The organism is Candidatus Palauibacter sp. (assembly GCF_965213655.1).
Taxonomy (GTDB): domain Bacteria; phylum Gemmatimonadota; class Gemmatimonadetes; order Palauibacterales; family Palauibacteraceae; genus Palauibacter.
On record NZ_CBDBZT010000003.1, the window covers coordinates 17,904 to 33,860 of the forward strand.

Consider the following 15,957-nt stretch of genomic DNA (forward strand, 5'->3'; position numbering starts at 1 on the left):
TCCAAACGATTTGAGCACCGCCACCGTTGAGAGCACGCTCGATGAGATCGAGAGAGTCTTCGACGACATCCGTCCCGCGGTGCGCGCGGATGGCGGGGACATTCAGCTCGTTTCGTTCGACGCGGAGAGTGGGCGCGTGGAGGTCCGGCTCGTCGGCGCCTGCTACGACTGTCCCATGTCGACCGCTACGCTTCGTGCCGGGATCGAACAGCACCTCTGCCATGCCCTCCCAATAGTCCATTCCGTCGAGGCCGTCGCGTAGTCGAGCGCCAACCCGTGTCCGACACACCCACCCGCGGCCCTCGGCCGCTTCCGATCATGGACCCCCCGCCTGGGCGCTCGGGGCCGCCACCGAAGGGGGGCCACCGCGAAGAGGCGAGTAGGCATCCCTCGCAGGCGCCCCCCATGCCGGGCGTCGGGCGCGTCGTCGCGGTGAGCTCGGGGAAGGGCGGCGTCGGAAAATCCACGATTTCGACGAATCTTGCCGCAACCTGGACCCGCCAGGGCCACCGCGTCGGCCTGCTCGACGCAGACATCTACGGCCCGGACATCCCGACGATGTTCGGCATCCAGGAGAAGCCCCGGATCGACCGCGAAGAGGTCGTGCCCCTGGAGGCCCACGGCGTGAAGCTCATGAGCATCGGCTTCCTCATCGAAGAGGACGCTCCGGCGATCTGGCGCGGGCCCATCATCATGGGGGTCATCCGCCAGTTCCTCCAGCAGGTCGCATGGGGGGAACTCGACTACCTCGTGATCGATCTGCCGCCGGGGACGGGCGACGCGCAGCTTTCGTTGTGTCAACTCGTGCGCGTGGATGGCGCGGTGATGGTGACCACGCCGCAGGATGTGGCGGTCGGCGGCGTGCTGCGCGGTATCCGGATGTTCGAGAAACTCGAGGTACCGGTCCTCGGCATCGTCGAGAACATGCGTGGCTTCGCATGTCCCGGGTGTGGGGAGACGCACGACATCTTCGGCGCCGGCGGCGGCGAGCGACTCGCGGGCTCGATCGACGTGCCCTTCCTGGGCGCGGTCCCGCTCGGCGTGGCGGTCCGCGAGGAGAGCGATCGAGGGGTCCCGACGTCGATCGGGAGACCGGATGCACCCGAGGCACGAGCGTTCGAACGCATCACGTCCGCGACCGTCACCGGACTGGAGGCCGTGGAGGCCGCACGAGAGGAGATTGCGGGCGGCTAGCCGTGCTCCACGATCACGGAGCCGAGACCGGCGACCAGCGTGACTTCCAAGCGCACCCGCGCCGTCTCCCAGTTCGGGCTCAACCAGTGGTCTCCCACCTTCTCGAAGTTGGCCGCGCTCAGTGAGGCAAGCCCGCTGCGGCGGACGCGGACGCCGACATGCCCCGGAACCCGCATCACGAGTTCGCCCAGCCCCATCCTGATTTCGGCCTCGGCGCTCGACCGCCACGCTCCCGAAAAGTCCAGAACCACGTCGCCTACGAAGCCGTAAAACTCGAGACGCCGCAGGCGGGCGTTGCCGAGGTTCTCGGCCATGAAGCTGGTGGCGCCGGACTTGATCGACAGCAATTCCATCGCCACGCGGTTCTCGCTGGCGAAGCCGACCTCCACATCGCTGGCGCCGGTGATGAGTTCCAGTGCCGTCACCTGGGCGCCGCCGAGTTGGAGGCGCGCCCTGCCCGCCCCGATCCCCAGCCGCAGGTCCGTAGGCACGGAGGGGTTCAGGGTCAGGTCCAGCACCCCGGCGGCACCCTCGGCGCGGGGGAGATCCTCGAGTTCCAGCTCACCGAACCGCGTCGCCTCGTCCGCGTCGCGCCGCTCCTCGGAAGACGACGAGGTCGTGAGCAGAAGGTGCCCGGTCCGGCCGACACGACGCCATTCACGACGGGGCACATAGTCTTCAGCGTCGTAACGGAGCTGCAGGTCGTACAGCAGGGGCGCCTCCGACGGCGATACCGCGAGGCGCCCGCCCGCATACATGAGGTGGATCTCCAGCGTTTCCACGTCGCCGAGCTGCCGCGCCGTCCGGAAATCCCGCCACTCCTGTGCCGAGGCCGGCCCCAGCGCGCCGCCGAGCAACAGCGAACCGAGCACAGCCGGCAGTGTCCGCGCCGCGGCGCGGGTTACCGGGGCATCAGGCATCGTCGACGGGGGAGGAGGGAGGGTCGGATCCGGCTTCGGACGGCGCGGCGCCGTCCGGGACGCTGTCTCGGGACCAGTCGATCACGACACTCCGTCCGCCCGCCCGGGTGAGCAGGACCCCGCCGAACCCGGCCGTGACAACCACCCATGTGCCAACGACGGCCACAAAGAGGATCAGACCGCGTACGAAATCCGCAGCCCCGCCGAACACCCACAGGGCGGCGCTCGCCGCGAAGGGGAGAATCAGAAGCGCAAGTCCGCTGACGACGTAGTAGTAGGAGTTGGACCGGCGGAGCCGCTCCAGCCATTCGGAGCGGAAGCGGCGTCGGGCGAATATCTCGCCGCCGGCGTGCGCGACCGCGAGATATCCCACGACCTGGGCGATGCCTACCGCAAGAACGAAGAATGGCAGGACCAGCCATGTGATGACCAGCACTCCGAGAACGATGAGGACGGGAAGGAACAGCACCTCACCGGCGAGGCCCATCGCAAACGAGCGGGCAAACTCGAGCCGAACCGCATCCGAGATGGTCTCCAGCCGTCGCCGCCCGAAATATACGAGCAGCAAGCCCAGTACGCCGAAGACGACGAACGCGGACACCGCGCCCGTCACCCCCTCTGCTGCGCGGCCGAAGTTGCGCGCGAGCCGAGACCCGAGGCCCGGCTGTGCGGCCTGCGCGTCTACGGATACTTCGGGCGACACGAAGCGCCGGGCGGAGGGAGCGTCCGGCGCTGCCCCCGCGGACGGCTCCGGAGGCGCCAGACGAATGTTGGCCAGGATCTCCCCTTCGACTCTCGACGCCCCGTCACCGAAGTCGACCTCTCCTCCCACCTGAAGCACGTCGCCTCGCACGAGTGCATCGCCGTCCAGTGCGAGAGTGCCGTCGAGCAGGAGAATGTCGCCCTCGACGCGTCCGCCGAGCGTCAGCGTTCCGTCGAGGATCGCGATGTCTCCGGGGATCGTGCTCGCGGCGAGGACCTCGTAGTCGCCGTGGACGATCATCGCCAAGCCGTCTTCGGTGAATTCGCCGGAGTCGCCGAGGCGGCGGAGCGCGTCGCGCAGACGATCCAGCTCGCCGGTGACGTCGAAGCCCAGTCCGCCGGGGACAATCTGCATGGGTCCGGATCGAGCGGAGAGGTTGGGCGTCGCGTCGCCCGCCGGGGTGTCGGGCGTCGCCGCGACCGGCGATGGCACCGCGAGTCCGAGAATTGCATCGATCCGGCCGGCCAGGGCTCGGGCCGCGTCTCGGTCCACGGCCTCGTCGGAGGACGCCCATTCGTCCACGAACCTCCGAAAATCGACCAGGCCGCCGCGTATTTCGGCCGCATCCTCGCCCGCGTGTTCGCGCAGGAAGTTACGCCACGCGCTCTCCAGTCCGCCGCGCTCCGCGTAGGATCCGATCTCGATTCCGTCCACTTCGATGATCTTGCCCTCGAAGCGAAGTTGATGCTCGGTCCCGCTCTCCAACTGGAACCGCAACTCGGCGCGTCCGCTGGCGGAGAGGGTGATCGCGGCATCGGCGATGCCGACCTCCTGCGCGCTGACGGGCAGCGCGGCCGCGAACCAGGTGAGGAACACCAGTGCCCGGGTCACGAGGCCCTCACAACGCGAACGCGCTGCGGAAGCGGCTGCCGGAACAGCCGGGCCATGAACCAGATCGAGATCAGGCCGACGAGACTCGACACCGCGAGACTGCCGAGTACGGCGGCAGGGCTGATCCGGTCGACGAACGATCCGCCGGGGTCCACGAGGCCGAGCCGGTACCCCAGGCGACCCGCCGCGAGCATGGCGTCGACCAGAACGGCCCGCGCGCCGCTGAAAGCGAGCGCGAGAAGCTGACCCGGCGCCAGCCCCTGAGCGCCGAACAGCCAGGCCGCGGCGCCCCCCGACACGGTGAGCGTGGCCGCACCCGCCGCCGCCAGCGCCGCCCGGCGTCGCCGCGCGTAGCGGAGCAGGCGCTCGGGCCACGGGACGGGCAACCGCACGCGGGCCAGCACCGCCGATGCGAAGGCCGGGGCGGGAGACCAGGTGCGCAGCCTCGAGAGCGCGCGGTCGAGCGCCGGGTGAGGCAGGTCGACCTGCGCCAGGACGTCGCTCGCGAATGAAGGCGCGGGAGACCACTCGGGCAACTGCGCCAACTGATGATCGAGCGCGGCGCCCGCGACATCGATGCGCCGCGTGACACCTTCCGCAAATCCGTCCGCCGGCCGATGCGCGGCGAGACCGTCAAGGTGCGCAATGACGTACCGCAGCGCCTCCACCTCCTCCCGGCAACGGGCGCACCCAGCCATGTGGTCGACCGTCGTCCCGGGCGGGGGCGAAGCCGACGCGCGGATCGCGAGTCGCTCGATTTCCTCCGGCGTAAGATGCGGCAAGTTCACTCCTGTGCTATGGCTCCGTCAGATGTACGAGAGCGGCCTTCAATTCGTTTCTTGCTCGGTGGATGTATGTCTTGACCGTTCCGAGCGGGATCTCCATCACCTGCGCGATTTCGTCATACGCGTAACCCTCGATGTGCCGCAGGAGGATCGCGGTCCGGTATTCGGGCCGCAGCCGCCCGATGGCCGCTTCGATCTCGGAGCCGAGTTCGCGGGCCTCGAGGAGTTCATCCGGCCGTTCGTCGCGGGAGACCAGCGTGATCTCCGTCGCGGCCTGGCGGTCCGGGGTCACGGCGTCCGGCGCCCCGTGCATGGAAACCACATCGAGTTCCTTCTTGCGCAGATGATCTATCGTCAGGTTGTAGCCGATCTTGAAGAGCCAGGAGGAGAACTTGTAGGAGGGATCGTACCGACGGAGATTGTTCAACGTGCGGACGAACGTTTCCTGGGCCAGGTCCTCCGCCAGTTCACGGTCCCGTACCATCCGGAAGATGAGAGAGAAGACGGGGCGTTCGAACCGGAGTACGATCTCGCGTGCGGCCCGTTCATCGCCGCCGAGACACATCTCCACCAGAGTCTGCTCGCTGTGATCCGTGTAGCTCACTCGATCCTGCCCCTCCGGGTCGCGGTACCGAGCCGACGGCGGCCGGGTCGATGCCGCTGGCCCCGTGCGTCGGCGTCCGGCCGACTCTACACGGCTCCGTGACCAATATGCGCACGGGGGGCGGTTGGCGGCATGCGCCGCTCCGGTCGCGGGGCGGACGGAGCTAGCGCTGGCAGTCGGCACAGTAGAATGAACTCCGTCCGGCCAGCACGATCCGGCTGATCGGTCGGGCGCAACGGGGGCAGTCGACTCCTTCGCGCCCGTAGACATCCAGCCGCGTCTGAAAGGAGCCCGAGCGGCCGTTTACGGCACGATAGTCCCGTAGCGTCGTGCCGGCGCTCTCAAGCGCCTCTCGCAGGACCGCCCGCACCGCCCGATGCAGTTGGCGCACCTCCTCGGCATCGAGTGAACCGGCGGGGCGTCGCGGGTCGATCCTCGCGCGGAACAACGCCTCGCTGGCGTAAATGTTCCCCACACCCGCGACGCGCCGCTGGTCCAGCAGCGTGTTCTTGATCGGCGCACGCAGCGGCGCGACGATGCGACCCAGCCGGGCGGCCGTGAACGTCCGGCCAAGGGGCTCCGGTCCGAGAGCGGCCTCGCGGGCCTTCCATGCCTCGGGCGTCAGCAGGTCGAAGCCGCCGAGGCGGCGGACATCGTCGTAGAAGAGCGTCCGGCCATCGTCGAGTTCGAGGTCGAGGCCCGGGTGCCGGAACTCGGGCGAGTCCGGACGTTCCGGGGCGAGCGCGAAACGGCCCGTCATCCGGACCTGGACGCGCATCACCTGCTCCACGGGACCGTCGATCCCGTCCGCCGGGTGGAGCGGGAATAGCAGATACTTGGCCCGGCGCTCCGCATCCCCGAAGGTGCGTCCGAGCACGGCGCGGGAAAACGACCGCACCGAAATCCCTCCCAGGATCAGGTCGTCGTGATAGACCCGGGTGTGGCGGATCCGGCAGCCTCTCAGAAGGGGTGCGAGATCCCGGCGCATCGTCTCGACCTCGGGGAGTTCCGGCACGATGACCCGCTAGCCGTCCGAGGCCGTCCCGGAGGGATGGATCCGCGCTGAATCGTCCGGCCCGAGCTGGACGGGATCCAGTTCGTGCCAGCCGATGTCGGAGCGCGAATGGGCGCCTTCGAATTGGATGCGCGCCGTGGCTTCGCGGCTGCGCCGTGCCGCCTCTTCGAGCGTCGCTCCGAAGCCTGTGACCCCGAGCACCCGCCCTCCGGCGGTGACCAGCCGTCCCTCTGCCATCCCCGTGCCGGCGTGAAATACTCTCACCTCGCCGGAGTCGAAAGCCGGCATCTCGATCGGCCGCCCGGAATCCGAGCTCTCGGGATACCCCGCGCTCGCCATGACGGTGACGAGCGCGTACCCGGGGGCGGCTTCGGGGCGCCAGCCGGCGAGAGAGTCGCCGTGGGCGACGCGCAGCATCGGCTCGAGCAGGTTCGACCTCGTGAGCGGGAGCACGACCTGCGTCTCCGGGTCTCCCATCCGGCAGTTGAACTCCACGACGCGCGGCCCCGTGGCGGTCAGCATGAGCCCCGCATACAGGAAGCCGCGATAGGGGGCGCCGGACTCCGCCATCGCGTCGAGCACCGGTTGCGCGATCTGTCGCCGCACGTCGTCGATGAAATCCGGATCCGCCGGGGCCGCGGGGGAGTACGCTCCCATGCCGCCCGTGTTCAGGCCGCGATCCCCCTCCCCGACCCGCTTGTAGTCCCGGGACGTGAGAAGCGGGACAGCGCGCTCCCCATCTGCGATGAAGAACACAGAGAGCTCAACGCCGCGCATGAACTCTTCGATCACGACCCGTCCGCCCGCGTCGCCGAACCTGCGCTCGACCATCATCCCCTCGATCGCGGTCCGTGCTTCCCGGCGCGTCTCGCAGACGATGGCGCCCTTGCCGGCCGCCAGCCCGGAAGCCTTGACCACCAGGGGTTCCTCGTGGCCCGCGACGTAGTCCAGCGCCGCCGCGGCATCGTCGAAGGTCTCGTGATCCGCCGTCGGTACGCCGCAGTCCCGCATCAGTTGCTTGGCGAACGCCTTGGAAGCTTCGAGGCGTGCTCCCGCCCGGTCGGGCCCGAAAACGGGCAGGCCGGCCTCGGCGAACCGGTCCGCGATCCCCGCCGCGAGAGGGGCTTCGGGGCCGACGACGGTGAGGTCGATGCGCCGCGCCGCCGCGAAGTCGAGCAGGCCTTCGATGTCTCCGGCCTGGAGGTCGACGAGTTCCGCCGCGCCGATCATCCCCGGGTTGCCGGGGGCCGCGTAGATCGTGGCGTCCGGCGCGTCGCGGCGGAGGCAGTCCGCGAAGGCGTGCTCCCGCCCGCCGCTCCCGACGATAAGGAGGTTCATGGCGGCTAGTCTTCCTTGCGTCCCTTGAAGGCGCCGGTGAGCCGGTCCCGAAACCGATCCACCGCCGCGTCGACCTCGTCGAAGATCTCCTTCGCGCCTTCCTGATAGCCTTTCGCCGCCTCCCGAAGATCCTCGCGATACGGACGATCGTCCGTATCGCCCCGGCGCTGATACTCGCCCGACAGGATGCGGTCGTACTCGCCGCTCTCGATCCAGTCCCGCAGTTCCGCCACGCGGATCACCGCGAACGGATGTGTCTGCACGAGCACGTTGAGCACCTTGTAGACGGCGTCCAGGAGGTCGCCGCCGGCCCGGTACTCATCGGACTGCGCGATGAACTCATCGAGGTCGAGCGCGACGCCCCGGCTCCCGCCCGCAAGCTGCATCAGCGCGGACATCGCGATGCGTGGATTCTGTATCGCGAGAAGCCCGGCGCGGTCCGAGGAGAGCTCGCTCTTCCGGTACCACTCCATGAGGGCCATGAGGATCGGCTGCAGGGCGAGCCCCGCGAGCGGGTAGCGCACGATGACCAGGTTGACCACAACGATCAGGAGCGTGCGGTACAGCACATGGCCGGAGAGGATATGCCCGACCTCGTGGCCGAGGACGCTCTCCACCTCATCCTCGGAGAGGATCTCGAGCATGGAGGAGTTGAGGACGATGAACGGCTCTCCGAAGCCGACGGCCCCGGCGTTCACGATCGGCGTCTGCGAGATGTAGCACTCCGGCGGCTTCTCGACGTCGAGCACCTCGCACACGCGGGCCAGACGCGCGTGGACCCACGCGTACTGGTTCTCCGAGGTGCGCACTGCGTTGGCCTTGAAGGCCAGCCGGAGGGCGCGCTCTCCGAACAGCGCGAGAATCTTCCGCAGGGCGAGGTCGAACCCCGGTATCCTGCGAAGCGCGTTCAGGGCCGCCCGGTCCGCCGGGTGTTCCCAGGAGACCGCGGCGATCTGTGTGAGGATCCGCCTCTGGTGTTCGTCACCTGCCGACATCAATCACCCCCTGCGCGCCGGAACGCGCTCATATGCCTGTGGGCCGGCCGACCGGCGGCGGCCGGCTTCCGCGCTCCCGGCTCTACGTCCGCCCGCGAACCCCTGTTTCAACTGCCGAGGCCTCCGCACCCGTTCCAGTCCCCGCTCAGAGACGCGCAAGGGCCTGCCCGATGTCCTCCGCGAGGTCGTGACGGTCCTCCACCCCCACCGACAGTCGCACGAGTCCGGGCCCGAGCCCGATCTCCCGCTTCTTTTCGTCCGGCACCGAGGCGTGGGTCATGGAGGAGGGAACGCACACCAGGCTCTCGACTCCGCCCAGACTCTCGGCCAACTGGAACACCCTTGTGAGTCCCGCGAAACGGTTGGCGCGTTCTTCCGTGCCCAGGTCGAAACTCACCATGGAGCCGAAATCGCGCATCTGACGCTTGGCCAGGGCGTGCTGCGGGTGGTTCTCGAGGCCGGGATAGCGAACGGATGCCACTTCGTCGTGCCCCTGCAGAATCTCGACGACGCGCCGAGCGTTTCGGCAGTGGGCCGGCATGCGCAGGTGCAGCGTCTTCGTGCCCCGGAGGACGAGCCAGCAGTCGAAGGGACCCGGGATGGCCCCGCTCGTCTTCTGCTGAAAGTGAAAGCCCTCGGCGAGTTCCCGGGAGTTCGTGAGGAGCGCGCCGCCGATCATGTCGCTGTGGCCGTTGAGGAACTTCGTCGTCGAGTGCATCACGATGTCCGCGTCCTGATCGAGCGGGCGCTGGAGGAACGGGGTCGCGAACGTGTTGTCGACGGAGAGTACGGCCCCCGCCTCGCGGGCGATCTCGGCGCATCCCGCGATGTCCGTGATCGTCATCGTGGGGTTGCTCGGCGTTTCGACGTGGATGAGGCGCGTCTCGGGACGGATCGCGGCGCGGACCTGATCGAGATCCCCGGTGTTCACGAAATCGAAGCCGACCCCGAACCGCTTCCACACGTGGCGCAGCATGCGGTCGACGCCCCCATAGACGTCCGCGCCGCAGATGAGGTGGTCACCCGCGTTGAGCACCGTCTTGACGATGGCTTCGGTCGCGGCAAGGCCCGAGGAGAACGCCGCGCCGTACCGCCCGTTCTCGAGTGCGGCGAGGTTCGCCTGAAGCGCCTCGCGGGTGGGGTTCCTGACCCGTGCGTAATCGTACCCCTCCCGCGGCGAGCCGACGGCGTCCTGCACGTACGTCGAGGTCTGGAAAATCGGCGGCATGATGGCGCCGGTCACGGGATCGGGGCGCTGCCCGGCGTGGATGGCCCGGGTGCCGAACCGTTGGGCGGCTGAGTCCACGTCTTCATCTCCGGCTCGGGTAGATGGGGGCGACGCGAGGCGCGACGCATCGCGGGTCGAGCGCGCAAGGTATTCCCGCCGTGCAGGGAGGGCGACCGGAGGGGCGGCCGCAAGCCGCGCCGACGCCCAACCATTAACATCCCGCGTCCATCTCACGGTCGGCCTCCCCCGGAGAACGCAAGCGTGTCCGATTCACTCATCGTCTCTGCTTCAGGCATCCGTGGCATCGTCGGCAGAGGACTCACGCCCGACATCGCGGCGCGTTACGGCGCTGCCTTCGCCGCCCACATCGCCGCCGGGGCCGCCGGCCCCGGGCATATCCTCATCGGCCGCGACAGCCGCGTCTCCGGGCCCGTGCTGCTCGACGCCGTCTCGGCGGGGATCCGGGCCGTGGGGCTGGATGTGTGCGACCTCGGGATCGTCGCGACGCCCACGGGTCTTCTCGCCGTGGAGGAGGACGAGGCCGCGATCGGAGGGCTCCTCGTTACGGCTTCCCATAACCCGGCGCCGTGGAACGGGCTCAAACTGGTGGCACGCGAGGGGCGGTTCCTCTCGCCAGCCGCCGGCCGCGACATCCAGCGGAGGTTCGAGGCAGATATCGAGTACGCGGGGTCCGCGAACCTCGGAGCGAGCAGCGCGCGGGAGGGCGCCGGCCGCGCACACGTCGAGCGAATTCTCTCGCTGCCGATCATCGACCGCGACCTCATCGCATCGCGAGCGTACCACGTCGCACTCGACTGCGTGCGCGGCGCCGGCGGGCCGATCATGCTTCCGCTGCTCGGATGCCTGGGCTGCCGGGTGAGCGGGCTCGATCTGGAACCCGACGGCCGTTTCCCACGACCTCCCGAGCCGCTGGTCGAGAACCTCGGGAAGCTCTCTGAGCACGTGGCGGAAGTGGGCGCGGACATCGGCTTCGCCGTGGATCCAGATGTCGACCGCCTGGCCCTGGTCGACGAGAAAGGCCGGCCCGTTGGCGAGGACTGGACGCTCGCCCTGGCCGTCGAACTGGTCGCGGCACGCGAGCCCGCGCCGGTCGTCACGAATCTCTCCGCCAGCCGCCTGATCCAGGATGCGGCCGATCGCGTCGGCGTACCGCTGCTGCGCACGCCGGTGGCGGAGGCCAACGTCGTCGCCCGCATGCTCGAGGTGGGGAGCACGATCGGGGGAGAAGGGAACGGTGGCGTCATCTACGGCGGACTGCACCTCACGCGGGACGCCCCGCTCTCCGCCGCTTTGATCCTGCAGTTCCTGGCGGAGAGCGGTGCCACGCTCGGCGCCATCGTCGCTGATCGGGCCTCGTACCGCATCGTGAAGCGGACGATCCCGCGCAAGGGATTGAGCGTGGACGAGGCGCTGTCCGCGATCGGCGCCGCGGCTCCGTCCGGGACGGAGACGGACCGGCAGGACGGAATCCGGCTCGACTGGCCGGATGGGTCGTGGATCCACGCCAGGCCGTCCGGCACCGAGCCGATCTTCCGCGTCATGGCGGAGGCGTCGCGCGCGGACCTGGCGGGCGAACGCGCGGACTGGATCGAAGACCTGGTACGGCGCGCGAGCTGAGCGGCGAATGTGCGGGATCGTCGGTTACGTCGGGGCAGGGGAGGCCGTTCCCCTTCTTCTGAACGGGCTGGGCCGCCTCGAATACCGCGGATACGACTCGGCCGGCCTCGCCGTCCACAGCGGTTCCGGGCTCGATCTCCGCAAGTGCGCGGGCCGCGTCGAGGATCTGGCGCAACGGCTCGTCGCGAATCCGGTCGCAGGCAAGGTGGGAATCGCGCACACTCGCTGGGCCACGCACGGCGCCCCCACCCGCGCGAACGCCCACCCGCTGACGGACTGCCGCGGCGAGGTGGCACTCGTCCATAACGGCGTGATCGAGAACTGCGACGCGCTGCGGACGAAGCTCTCCAAGCTGGGCCACCGCTTCACGTCCGAGACCGATTCCGAGGTTGTCGCGCACCTGATCGAAGAGGCCTTCGAGGGGAACCTCGAGCGTGCCGTCGCCGCCGCGTTGACCCGGGTGGAGGGCACGCTCGGGCTTGCCGCCATGAGCGTGCACGACCCTGCGCGGATCGTCGTCGCCCGCCGCGGGACCCCTCTGTTGCTCGGGATCGGGGAGAACGAAGAAGCGACTTGGGTGGCGTCGGACGTGGCGGCCGTTCTCGAACACACCCGGAACATCGTGTATCTGGAGGACGACGAAGTTGCGATCCTCACTCCTTCGGGGCACGAGACCATCAATCTCGGGAGAGACCGCGGGCGCGTCGGCTGGGAGCCCGTCCCGAAGGAAATCAGCCGCATCGACTGGGATCTGGCGAAGATCGAAAAGGCGGGCTACCCCCACTTCATGCTCCGCGAGATTCACGAGCAGCCGCACACCGTGCGCGACGCGATGCGGGGCCGGCTGCTGGCGGAGGAAGGCACGGCTCGGCTGGGGGGGCTCGACGAACTCCGTCCGGACATCGACCGGGCGGAGCGCATCGTCCTAACCGGGTGCGGAACGAGTTGGCACGCGGCGCTCGTGGGAGAATACATCCTCGAGGCTCTCGCGCGCCTCCCGGTCGAAGTGGAGTACGCCTCCGAGTTCCGGTACCGGGATCCGATCATCGCTCCGGGGACTCTGGTGGGCGGCATCTCCCAGTCCGGGGAAACCGCGGATACGCTCGCGGCTGTGAGCCAAGCCGCCCGGCTCGGCGCCCCCACCTTCGGAATCGTCAACGTCGTGGGGTCGAGCATCGCGCGGGAGACACGCGCCGGCATCTACACGCACGCCGGTCCGGAGATCGGTGTCGCTTCCACGAAGGCCTTCGTAGCGCAGGTCGCTTCTCTCGCGCTGCTCGGTCTCATGATCGCGAGGCGCCGCGGGTTGGGTCGCGACGAGGGCCGCAGCTTCGTGCGCGCCCTCGACGGGCTCCCCGCCCTCATCGGGGAGGTGCTGGCGACGGAGGACCACATCCGGCGGGTGGCGGAGGAGTTTGCCGATGCGAGCAACTTCCTCTACCTGGGGCGGGGTCCGAACTTCCCGATCGCCCTCGAGGGAGCGCTCAAGCTGAAGGAAATCTCCTACATCCACGCCGAGGGATACCCTGCCGCGGAGATGAAGCACGGCCCGATCGCGCTCATCGACGAGAACATGCCCGTCGTCTTCATGGCTCCGCGCGGTGCGGTCTACTCGAAGGTGCTCCTTAACATCGAGGAGGTGAAGGCGCGCGGCGGCCGGGTGATCGTGCTCGTGACCGGGCGGGAGACGGATCTCGGCCGGAAGGTGGATCATGTGATTCCCGTGCCGGCGACGCTGCCTCTTCTGCAGCCGATCGTGAACGTCGTCCCGCTACAACTGCTCGCGTACCACATTGCGGTCCTGCGGGGCTGCGACGTGGACCGGCCGCGGAACCTCGCGAAGACGGTCACCGTCGAGTGACGCTTCGGCCTTCCGACCCCGCCACCGCGTGAGGTGAAGGGGTTACAGCGGCAAAGGGCCGGTTGTATGTTTTGGGCGTCGCGTCCGCCGCCGGGCCGTGCCCACCAGGCTGGCCGTCCGGGGTTGCATGGTCCACCGGGATCGGGATTGGAAGGGATGCCAAGCGCCTACCTCCAGGGGATGAAGGAGCAGGTCGCGCGATACGCCGGCACGCTGCGTGACGTCGTCATCCTCGCGCCCGTCTACGGTTTGTTGATGTTCACCCTCATGAAGGACCCGCGACTGACGCGAGAGCAGCGGACGCTGGTGGACGCGGCTATCGCCTACCTCGTGAGTCCGGATGACGTGATTCCGGAAGATGAGGTCGGACCGTACGGTTTTCTGGACGATGTCTTTTGCTGCGCGTTTGTGACGCACCGAATCGGAGAGGAGCTTGGCTGGGATGTGGTGGAGGAGCACTGGACCGGCGAGCGCTCGGCGCTCGAGGTCTCGAACAATCTGCTCGCGCGCGAGCGGGAACTGCTCGGTGGCGCCGGTGATGACGTTCTCGAATTCGCGGGGCTCCTCGACCGGCGGTCGGACCCCGACGCGGAACGCCCTCAACTCGTCCTCGCCGCGGATCGCTAGCCCGGACGGCCGGCGGCTCGCTCTGGCCCTCGTGGCGGTCGCCGGGATCGTTGGTGCGGCACCGCTTGACGCCCAGTATCGCCTGACGGCCCCTTCCGGCGGCGTCGTGGAGTTCGAAGCCGACCGCCTCCTCCGTTTCCGGGACCGCACCGACTCCCTCATGACCGATCTCGTGGAAGATCCTTTCGTGCTCTACTTCCCGTCGTTCGGGCGCGATCTGGACGAGTCCGAGGCACGGGACGCGTGGCCCTGGAACGCGGTCGAAGTCGTAACCGATTCGAGCGCGGCGCTCGTGATGCCGGGCAACCTGAGGGAAGCCGGGCGGGCGTACGAGAGCTACGCGGTTCTGCGGATGCACGCCGTGCGTCAGGATCCCGACGTCGCCTGCGAGGTGCTCATCTCCCGGGAAGTCGAGGCGGTCGACGGGTTCATCGACGGGTGGATCGCGGCGCGACTCCTCTTCGGCGGGCCCGCATACGAGCCGCTCGATGAACTCGCGTTCGCGCGCGAGGCGGGGGTTCTGGCGGGACTCATTCTCGACCGGTCCGATCGGCAGCTGGGTGGGTGTCTGGCGGTCGCCCGCGAGAGGGGTTCCGATGAAATAGCCGCCTACCGCGCGTGGCGAACGGACCGGTATCTGCCTCCGGGTGGGCGATGAGTCTCCGCCTCTACGACTCCCTCACGCGGCGGCTGCGTCCGTTCGAACCTGTCGAGCCGGGCCGGGTGAGGATGTACACCTGCGGGCCCACGGTCTACGACCGCGCGCACATAGGGAACTTCCGAGCCTTCACGTGGGAGGACCTGCTCCGCCGCTACCTCCGGTTCAAGGGATACGAGACCTGCCATGTCATGAACCTGACGGATGTCGACGACCGGACGATCGCGGCCGCCTCCGCCCGGGGCGTGCCACTGGCCGAGGTCACCGATCCCGTGATCGAGATGTTCCTGGAGGACTGGGAGACGCTGGGGCTCGAGGAACCCGAGCATCGGCCGCGGGCGACCCGATACGTCGACGGGATGATCCGGCTCATCGAGGCGCTGTCCGAGCGGGGGCTCACCTACGAGAGCGAGGGTTCCGTGTATTTCGCGATCGGGCGTTTCCCCCAATACGGCCGGCTGGCCGGGATCGACGCCAGGGGACTCACGGCGACCGGCAGGGCCGCGGGGGACGAGGAGTACGACAAGGACGACCCCAGAGATTTCGTCCTCTGGAAGGGCGGTGACAGGGGCTCCGGCGAGACCGTAGCGGTGTGGGATTCGCCGTGGGGGCCGGGACGGCCGGGCTGGCACCTCGAGTGCTCGGCGATGGCGATGCACCACCTGGGCGAGACGCTGGACATCCATGCCGGAGGCGTCGACAACCTCTTCCCGCATCACACCAACGAGATCGCACAATCGGAAGGGGCGACGGGGAAGGAATTCTCGCGGTTCTGGCTCCACGCCGAACATCTTCTGGTGGAAGGCCGGAAGATGTCGAAGTCGCTCGGAAACTGCTTCACGATTCCTGAACTCGTCGAGCGCGGACACGCGCCCTCGGCGATCCGCTACCTGCTGCTCAGCGGACATTATCGGACCCAGCTGAACTTCACCTTCGACGGCCTGGAGGCCGCGACGAAAGCTGTGGCCCGCCTGTACGAGTTCAGCCACCGGGTGCGCGAAGCCGTCGAAGGCGAGACCGATGCGTCGACGGACCTCCGAGGGGTCGCGACACGAGCGCGCGCTGCGTTCGAGGCGGCGATGGACGACGACCTGAATGTGAGTGAGGCGCTGTCCGCGGTGTTCGGGCTCGTTCGGGAAGCGAACCACCTCCTCGACCGGGCCCATCCGCGGGCTCCGTCGGGTACCGGGGCCGCCCTCGACGTGATCGATGCGTTCGACCGCGTTTTCGGGGTCCTGGCCCTGCGGGACCGCGAGTCTGCGGGCAGCGACGAAGCACTCGTGGCGTGGGCCACGGCCCAGGTCGGCGAGCGCGAACGCGCCCGGGCGAACCGAGACTTCGCGCGGGCCGATGCGATTCGCGCCGAACTCGAGGCCCGGGGCGTGATCGTCGAGGATCTGGCGCAACTCACGCGTCTTCGGGTGGGGCCCCGCACCATTCAGGTGCCGCGTCCTCTGCGCGCGGCAAAATGAGACGATGGTGGCCGCGAAGGGCGACTGA

The 15,957-nt window shown here is 68.8% G+C and carries 15 protein-coding genes; 7 read left to right on the forward strand and 8 right to left on the reverse strand.

Annotated elements, in window-relative coordinates; translation table 11 throughout:
- Positions 1–10: 10 nt before the first annotated feature.
- A complete protein-coding gene (locus tag ACOOGH_RS02195) occupies positions 11–262 on the forward strand; it encodes a NifU family protein (RefSeq protein WP_420447364.1) in 252 nt (83 codons plus the stop codon).
- A 143-nt stretch (positions 263–405) separates the two neighbouring features.
- On the forward strand, positions 406–1,194 hold the full coding sequence (locus ACOOGH_RS02200; protein WP_420447365.1) for an Mrp/NBP35 family ATP-binding protein: 789 nt from the start codon (positions 406–408) through the stop codon (positions 1,192–1,194).
- Here ACOOGH_RS02200 and ACOOGH_RS02205 read toward each other — a convergent pair.
- The 8 genes from ACOOGH_RS02205 to ACOOGH_RS02240 all read right to left on the reverse strand — a co-directional run bounded on the left by ACOOGH_RS02205 (position 1,191) and on the right by ACOOGH_RS02240 (position 9,751).
- Positions 1,191–2,066, reverse strand: a complete 876-nt coding sequence (locus tag ACOOGH_RS02205) for a hypothetical protein (RefSeq protein WP_420447366.1) — start codon at positions 2,064–2,066, stop codon at positions 1,191–1,193. The genes ACOOGH_RS02200 and ACOOGH_RS02205 overlap by 4 nt on opposite strands.
- A gap of 40 nt (positions 2,067–2,106) precedes the next feature.
- Positions 2,107–3,708, reverse strand: a complete 1,602-nt coding sequence (locus ACOOGH_RS02210; RefSeq protein ID WP_420447367.1) for a hypothetical protein — start codon at positions 3,706–3,708, stop codon at positions 2,107–2,109.
- Positions 3,705–4,496 carry a hypothetical protein gene (locus ACOOGH_RS02215; RefSeq protein WP_420447368.1) on the reverse strand — a complete coding sequence of 264 codons (792 nt, stop codon included), beginning with the start codon at positions 4,494–4,496 and terminating at the stop codon, positions 3,705–3,707. The genes ACOOGH_RS02210 and ACOOGH_RS02215 overlap by 4 nt, the downstream gene beginning before the upstream one ends.
- A 7-nt stretch (positions 4,497–4,503) precedes the next feature.
- Positions 4,504–5,097: a sigma-70 family RNA polymerase sigma factor gene (locus ACOOGH_RS02220; protein ID WP_420447369.1), complete on the reverse strand. Its 594-nt coding sequence runs from the start codon at positions 5,095–5,097 to the stop codon at positions 4,504–4,506.
- Between the two features lie 163 nt (positions 5,098–5,260).
- Positions 5,261–6,112, reverse strand: coding sequence for a bifunctional DNA-formamidopyrimidine glycosylase/DNA-(apurinic or apyrimidinic site) lyase (gene mutM / locus ACOOGH_RS02225; protein ID WP_420447370.1), 852 nt, complete (start codon positions 6,110–6,112; stop codon positions 5,261–5,263).
- Positions 6,113–6,121: 9 nt separating this feature from the next.
- Positions 6,122–7,450 (reverse strand): phosphoribosylamine--glycine ligase, encoded by a 1,329-nt coding sequence (gene purD, locus ACOOGH_RS02230; protein ID WP_420447371.1) that lies wholly within the window; start codon positions 7,448–7,450, stop codon positions 6,122–6,124.
- A 5-nt stretch (positions 7,451–7,455) separates the two neighbouring features.
- On the reverse strand, positions 7,456–8,445 hold the full coding sequence (locus tag ACOOGH_RS02235) for a M48 family metallopeptidase (RefSeq protein WP_420447372.1): 990 nt from the start codon (positions 8,443–8,445) through the stop codon (positions 7,456–7,458).
- A 145-nt stretch (positions 8,446–8,590) separates the two neighbouring features.
- A complete protein-coding gene (locus ACOOGH_RS02240) occupies positions 8,591–9,751 on the reverse strand; it encodes a cystathionine gamma-synthase (protein ID WP_420447373.1) in 1,161 nt (386 codons plus the stop codon).
- 183 nt (positions 9,752–9,934) lie between these two features.
- Between ACOOGH_RS02240 and ACOOGH_RS02245 the strand changes: the two genes are divergently transcribed.
- The 5 genes from ACOOGH_RS02245 to cysS all read left to right on the forward strand — a co-directional run bounded on the left by ACOOGH_RS02245 (position 9,935) and on the right by cysS (position 15,929).
- Complete coding sequence (locus ACOOGH_RS02245; protein WP_420447374.1) at positions 9,935–11,311, forward strand: phosphoglucosamine mutase; 1,377 nt, start codon at positions 9,935–9,937, stop codon at positions 11,309–11,311.
- 7 nt (positions 11,312–11,318) lie between these two features.
- Positions 11,319–13,172, forward strand: a complete 1,854-nt coding sequence (gene glmS / locus ACOOGH_RS02250) for a glutamine--fructose-6-phosphate transaminase (isomerizing) (protein ID WP_420447375.1) — start codon at positions 11,319–11,321, stop codon at positions 13,170–13,172.
- Positions 13,173–13,328: 156 nt separating this feature from the next.
- Positions 13,329–13,799 carry a YkvA family protein gene (locus tag ACOOGH_RS02255; RefSeq protein WP_420447376.1) on the forward strand — a complete coding sequence of 157 codons (471 nt, stop codon included), beginning with the start codon at positions 13,329–13,331 and terminating at the stop codon, positions 13,797–13,799.
- On the forward strand, positions 13,711–14,457 hold the full coding sequence (locus ACOOGH_RS02260) for a hypothetical protein (RefSeq protein WP_420447377.1): 747 nt from the start codon (positions 13,711–13,713) through the stop codon (positions 14,455–14,457). The genes ACOOGH_RS02255 and ACOOGH_RS02260 overlap by 89 nt, the downstream gene beginning before the upstream one ends.
- Positions 14,454–15,929, forward strand: a complete 1,476-nt coding sequence (gene cysS / locus ACOOGH_RS02265; RefSeq protein WP_420447378.1) for a cysteine--tRNA ligase — start codon at positions 14,454–14,456, stop codon at positions 15,927–15,929. The genes ACOOGH_RS02260 and cysS overlap by 4 nt, the downstream gene beginning before the upstream one ends.
- The last annotated feature ends 28 nt before the right edge of the window (positions 15,930–15,957 follow it).

What these genes read in the sequence shown, in the direction of transcription:
- ACOOGH_RS02200 (WP_420447365.1), top strand. Translation starts at nt 406, where the DNA reads ATGCCGGGCGTCGGGCGCGTCGTCGCGGTGAGCTCGGGGAAGGGCGGC.
- purD (WP_420447371.1), bottom strand. Translation starts at nt 7,450, where the DNA reads ATGAACCTCCTTATCGTCGGGAGCGGCGGGCGGGAGCACGCCTTCGCG.
- ACOOGH_RS02235 (WP_420447372.1), bottom strand. Translation starts at nt 8,445, where the DNA reads ATGTCGGCAGGTGACGAACACCAGAGGCGGATCCTCACACAGATCGCC.
- glmS (WP_420447375.1), top strand. Translation starts at nt 11,319, where the DNA reads ATGTGCGGGATCGTCGGTTACGTCGGGGCAGGGGAGGCCGTTCCCCTT.
- ACOOGH_RS02255 (WP_420447376.1), top strand. Translation starts at nt 13,329, where the DNA reads ATGCCAAGCGCCTACCTCCAGGGGATGAAGGAGCAGGTCGCGCGATAC.
- ACOOGH_RS02260 (WP_420447377.1), top strand. Translation starts at nt 13,711, where the DNA reads ATGACGTTCTCGAATTCGCGGGGCTCCTCGACCGGCGGTCGGACCCCG.
- cysS (WP_420447378.1), top strand. Translation starts at nt 14,454, where the DNA reads ATGAGTCTCCGCCTCTACGACTCCCTCACGCGGCGGCTGCGTCCGTTC.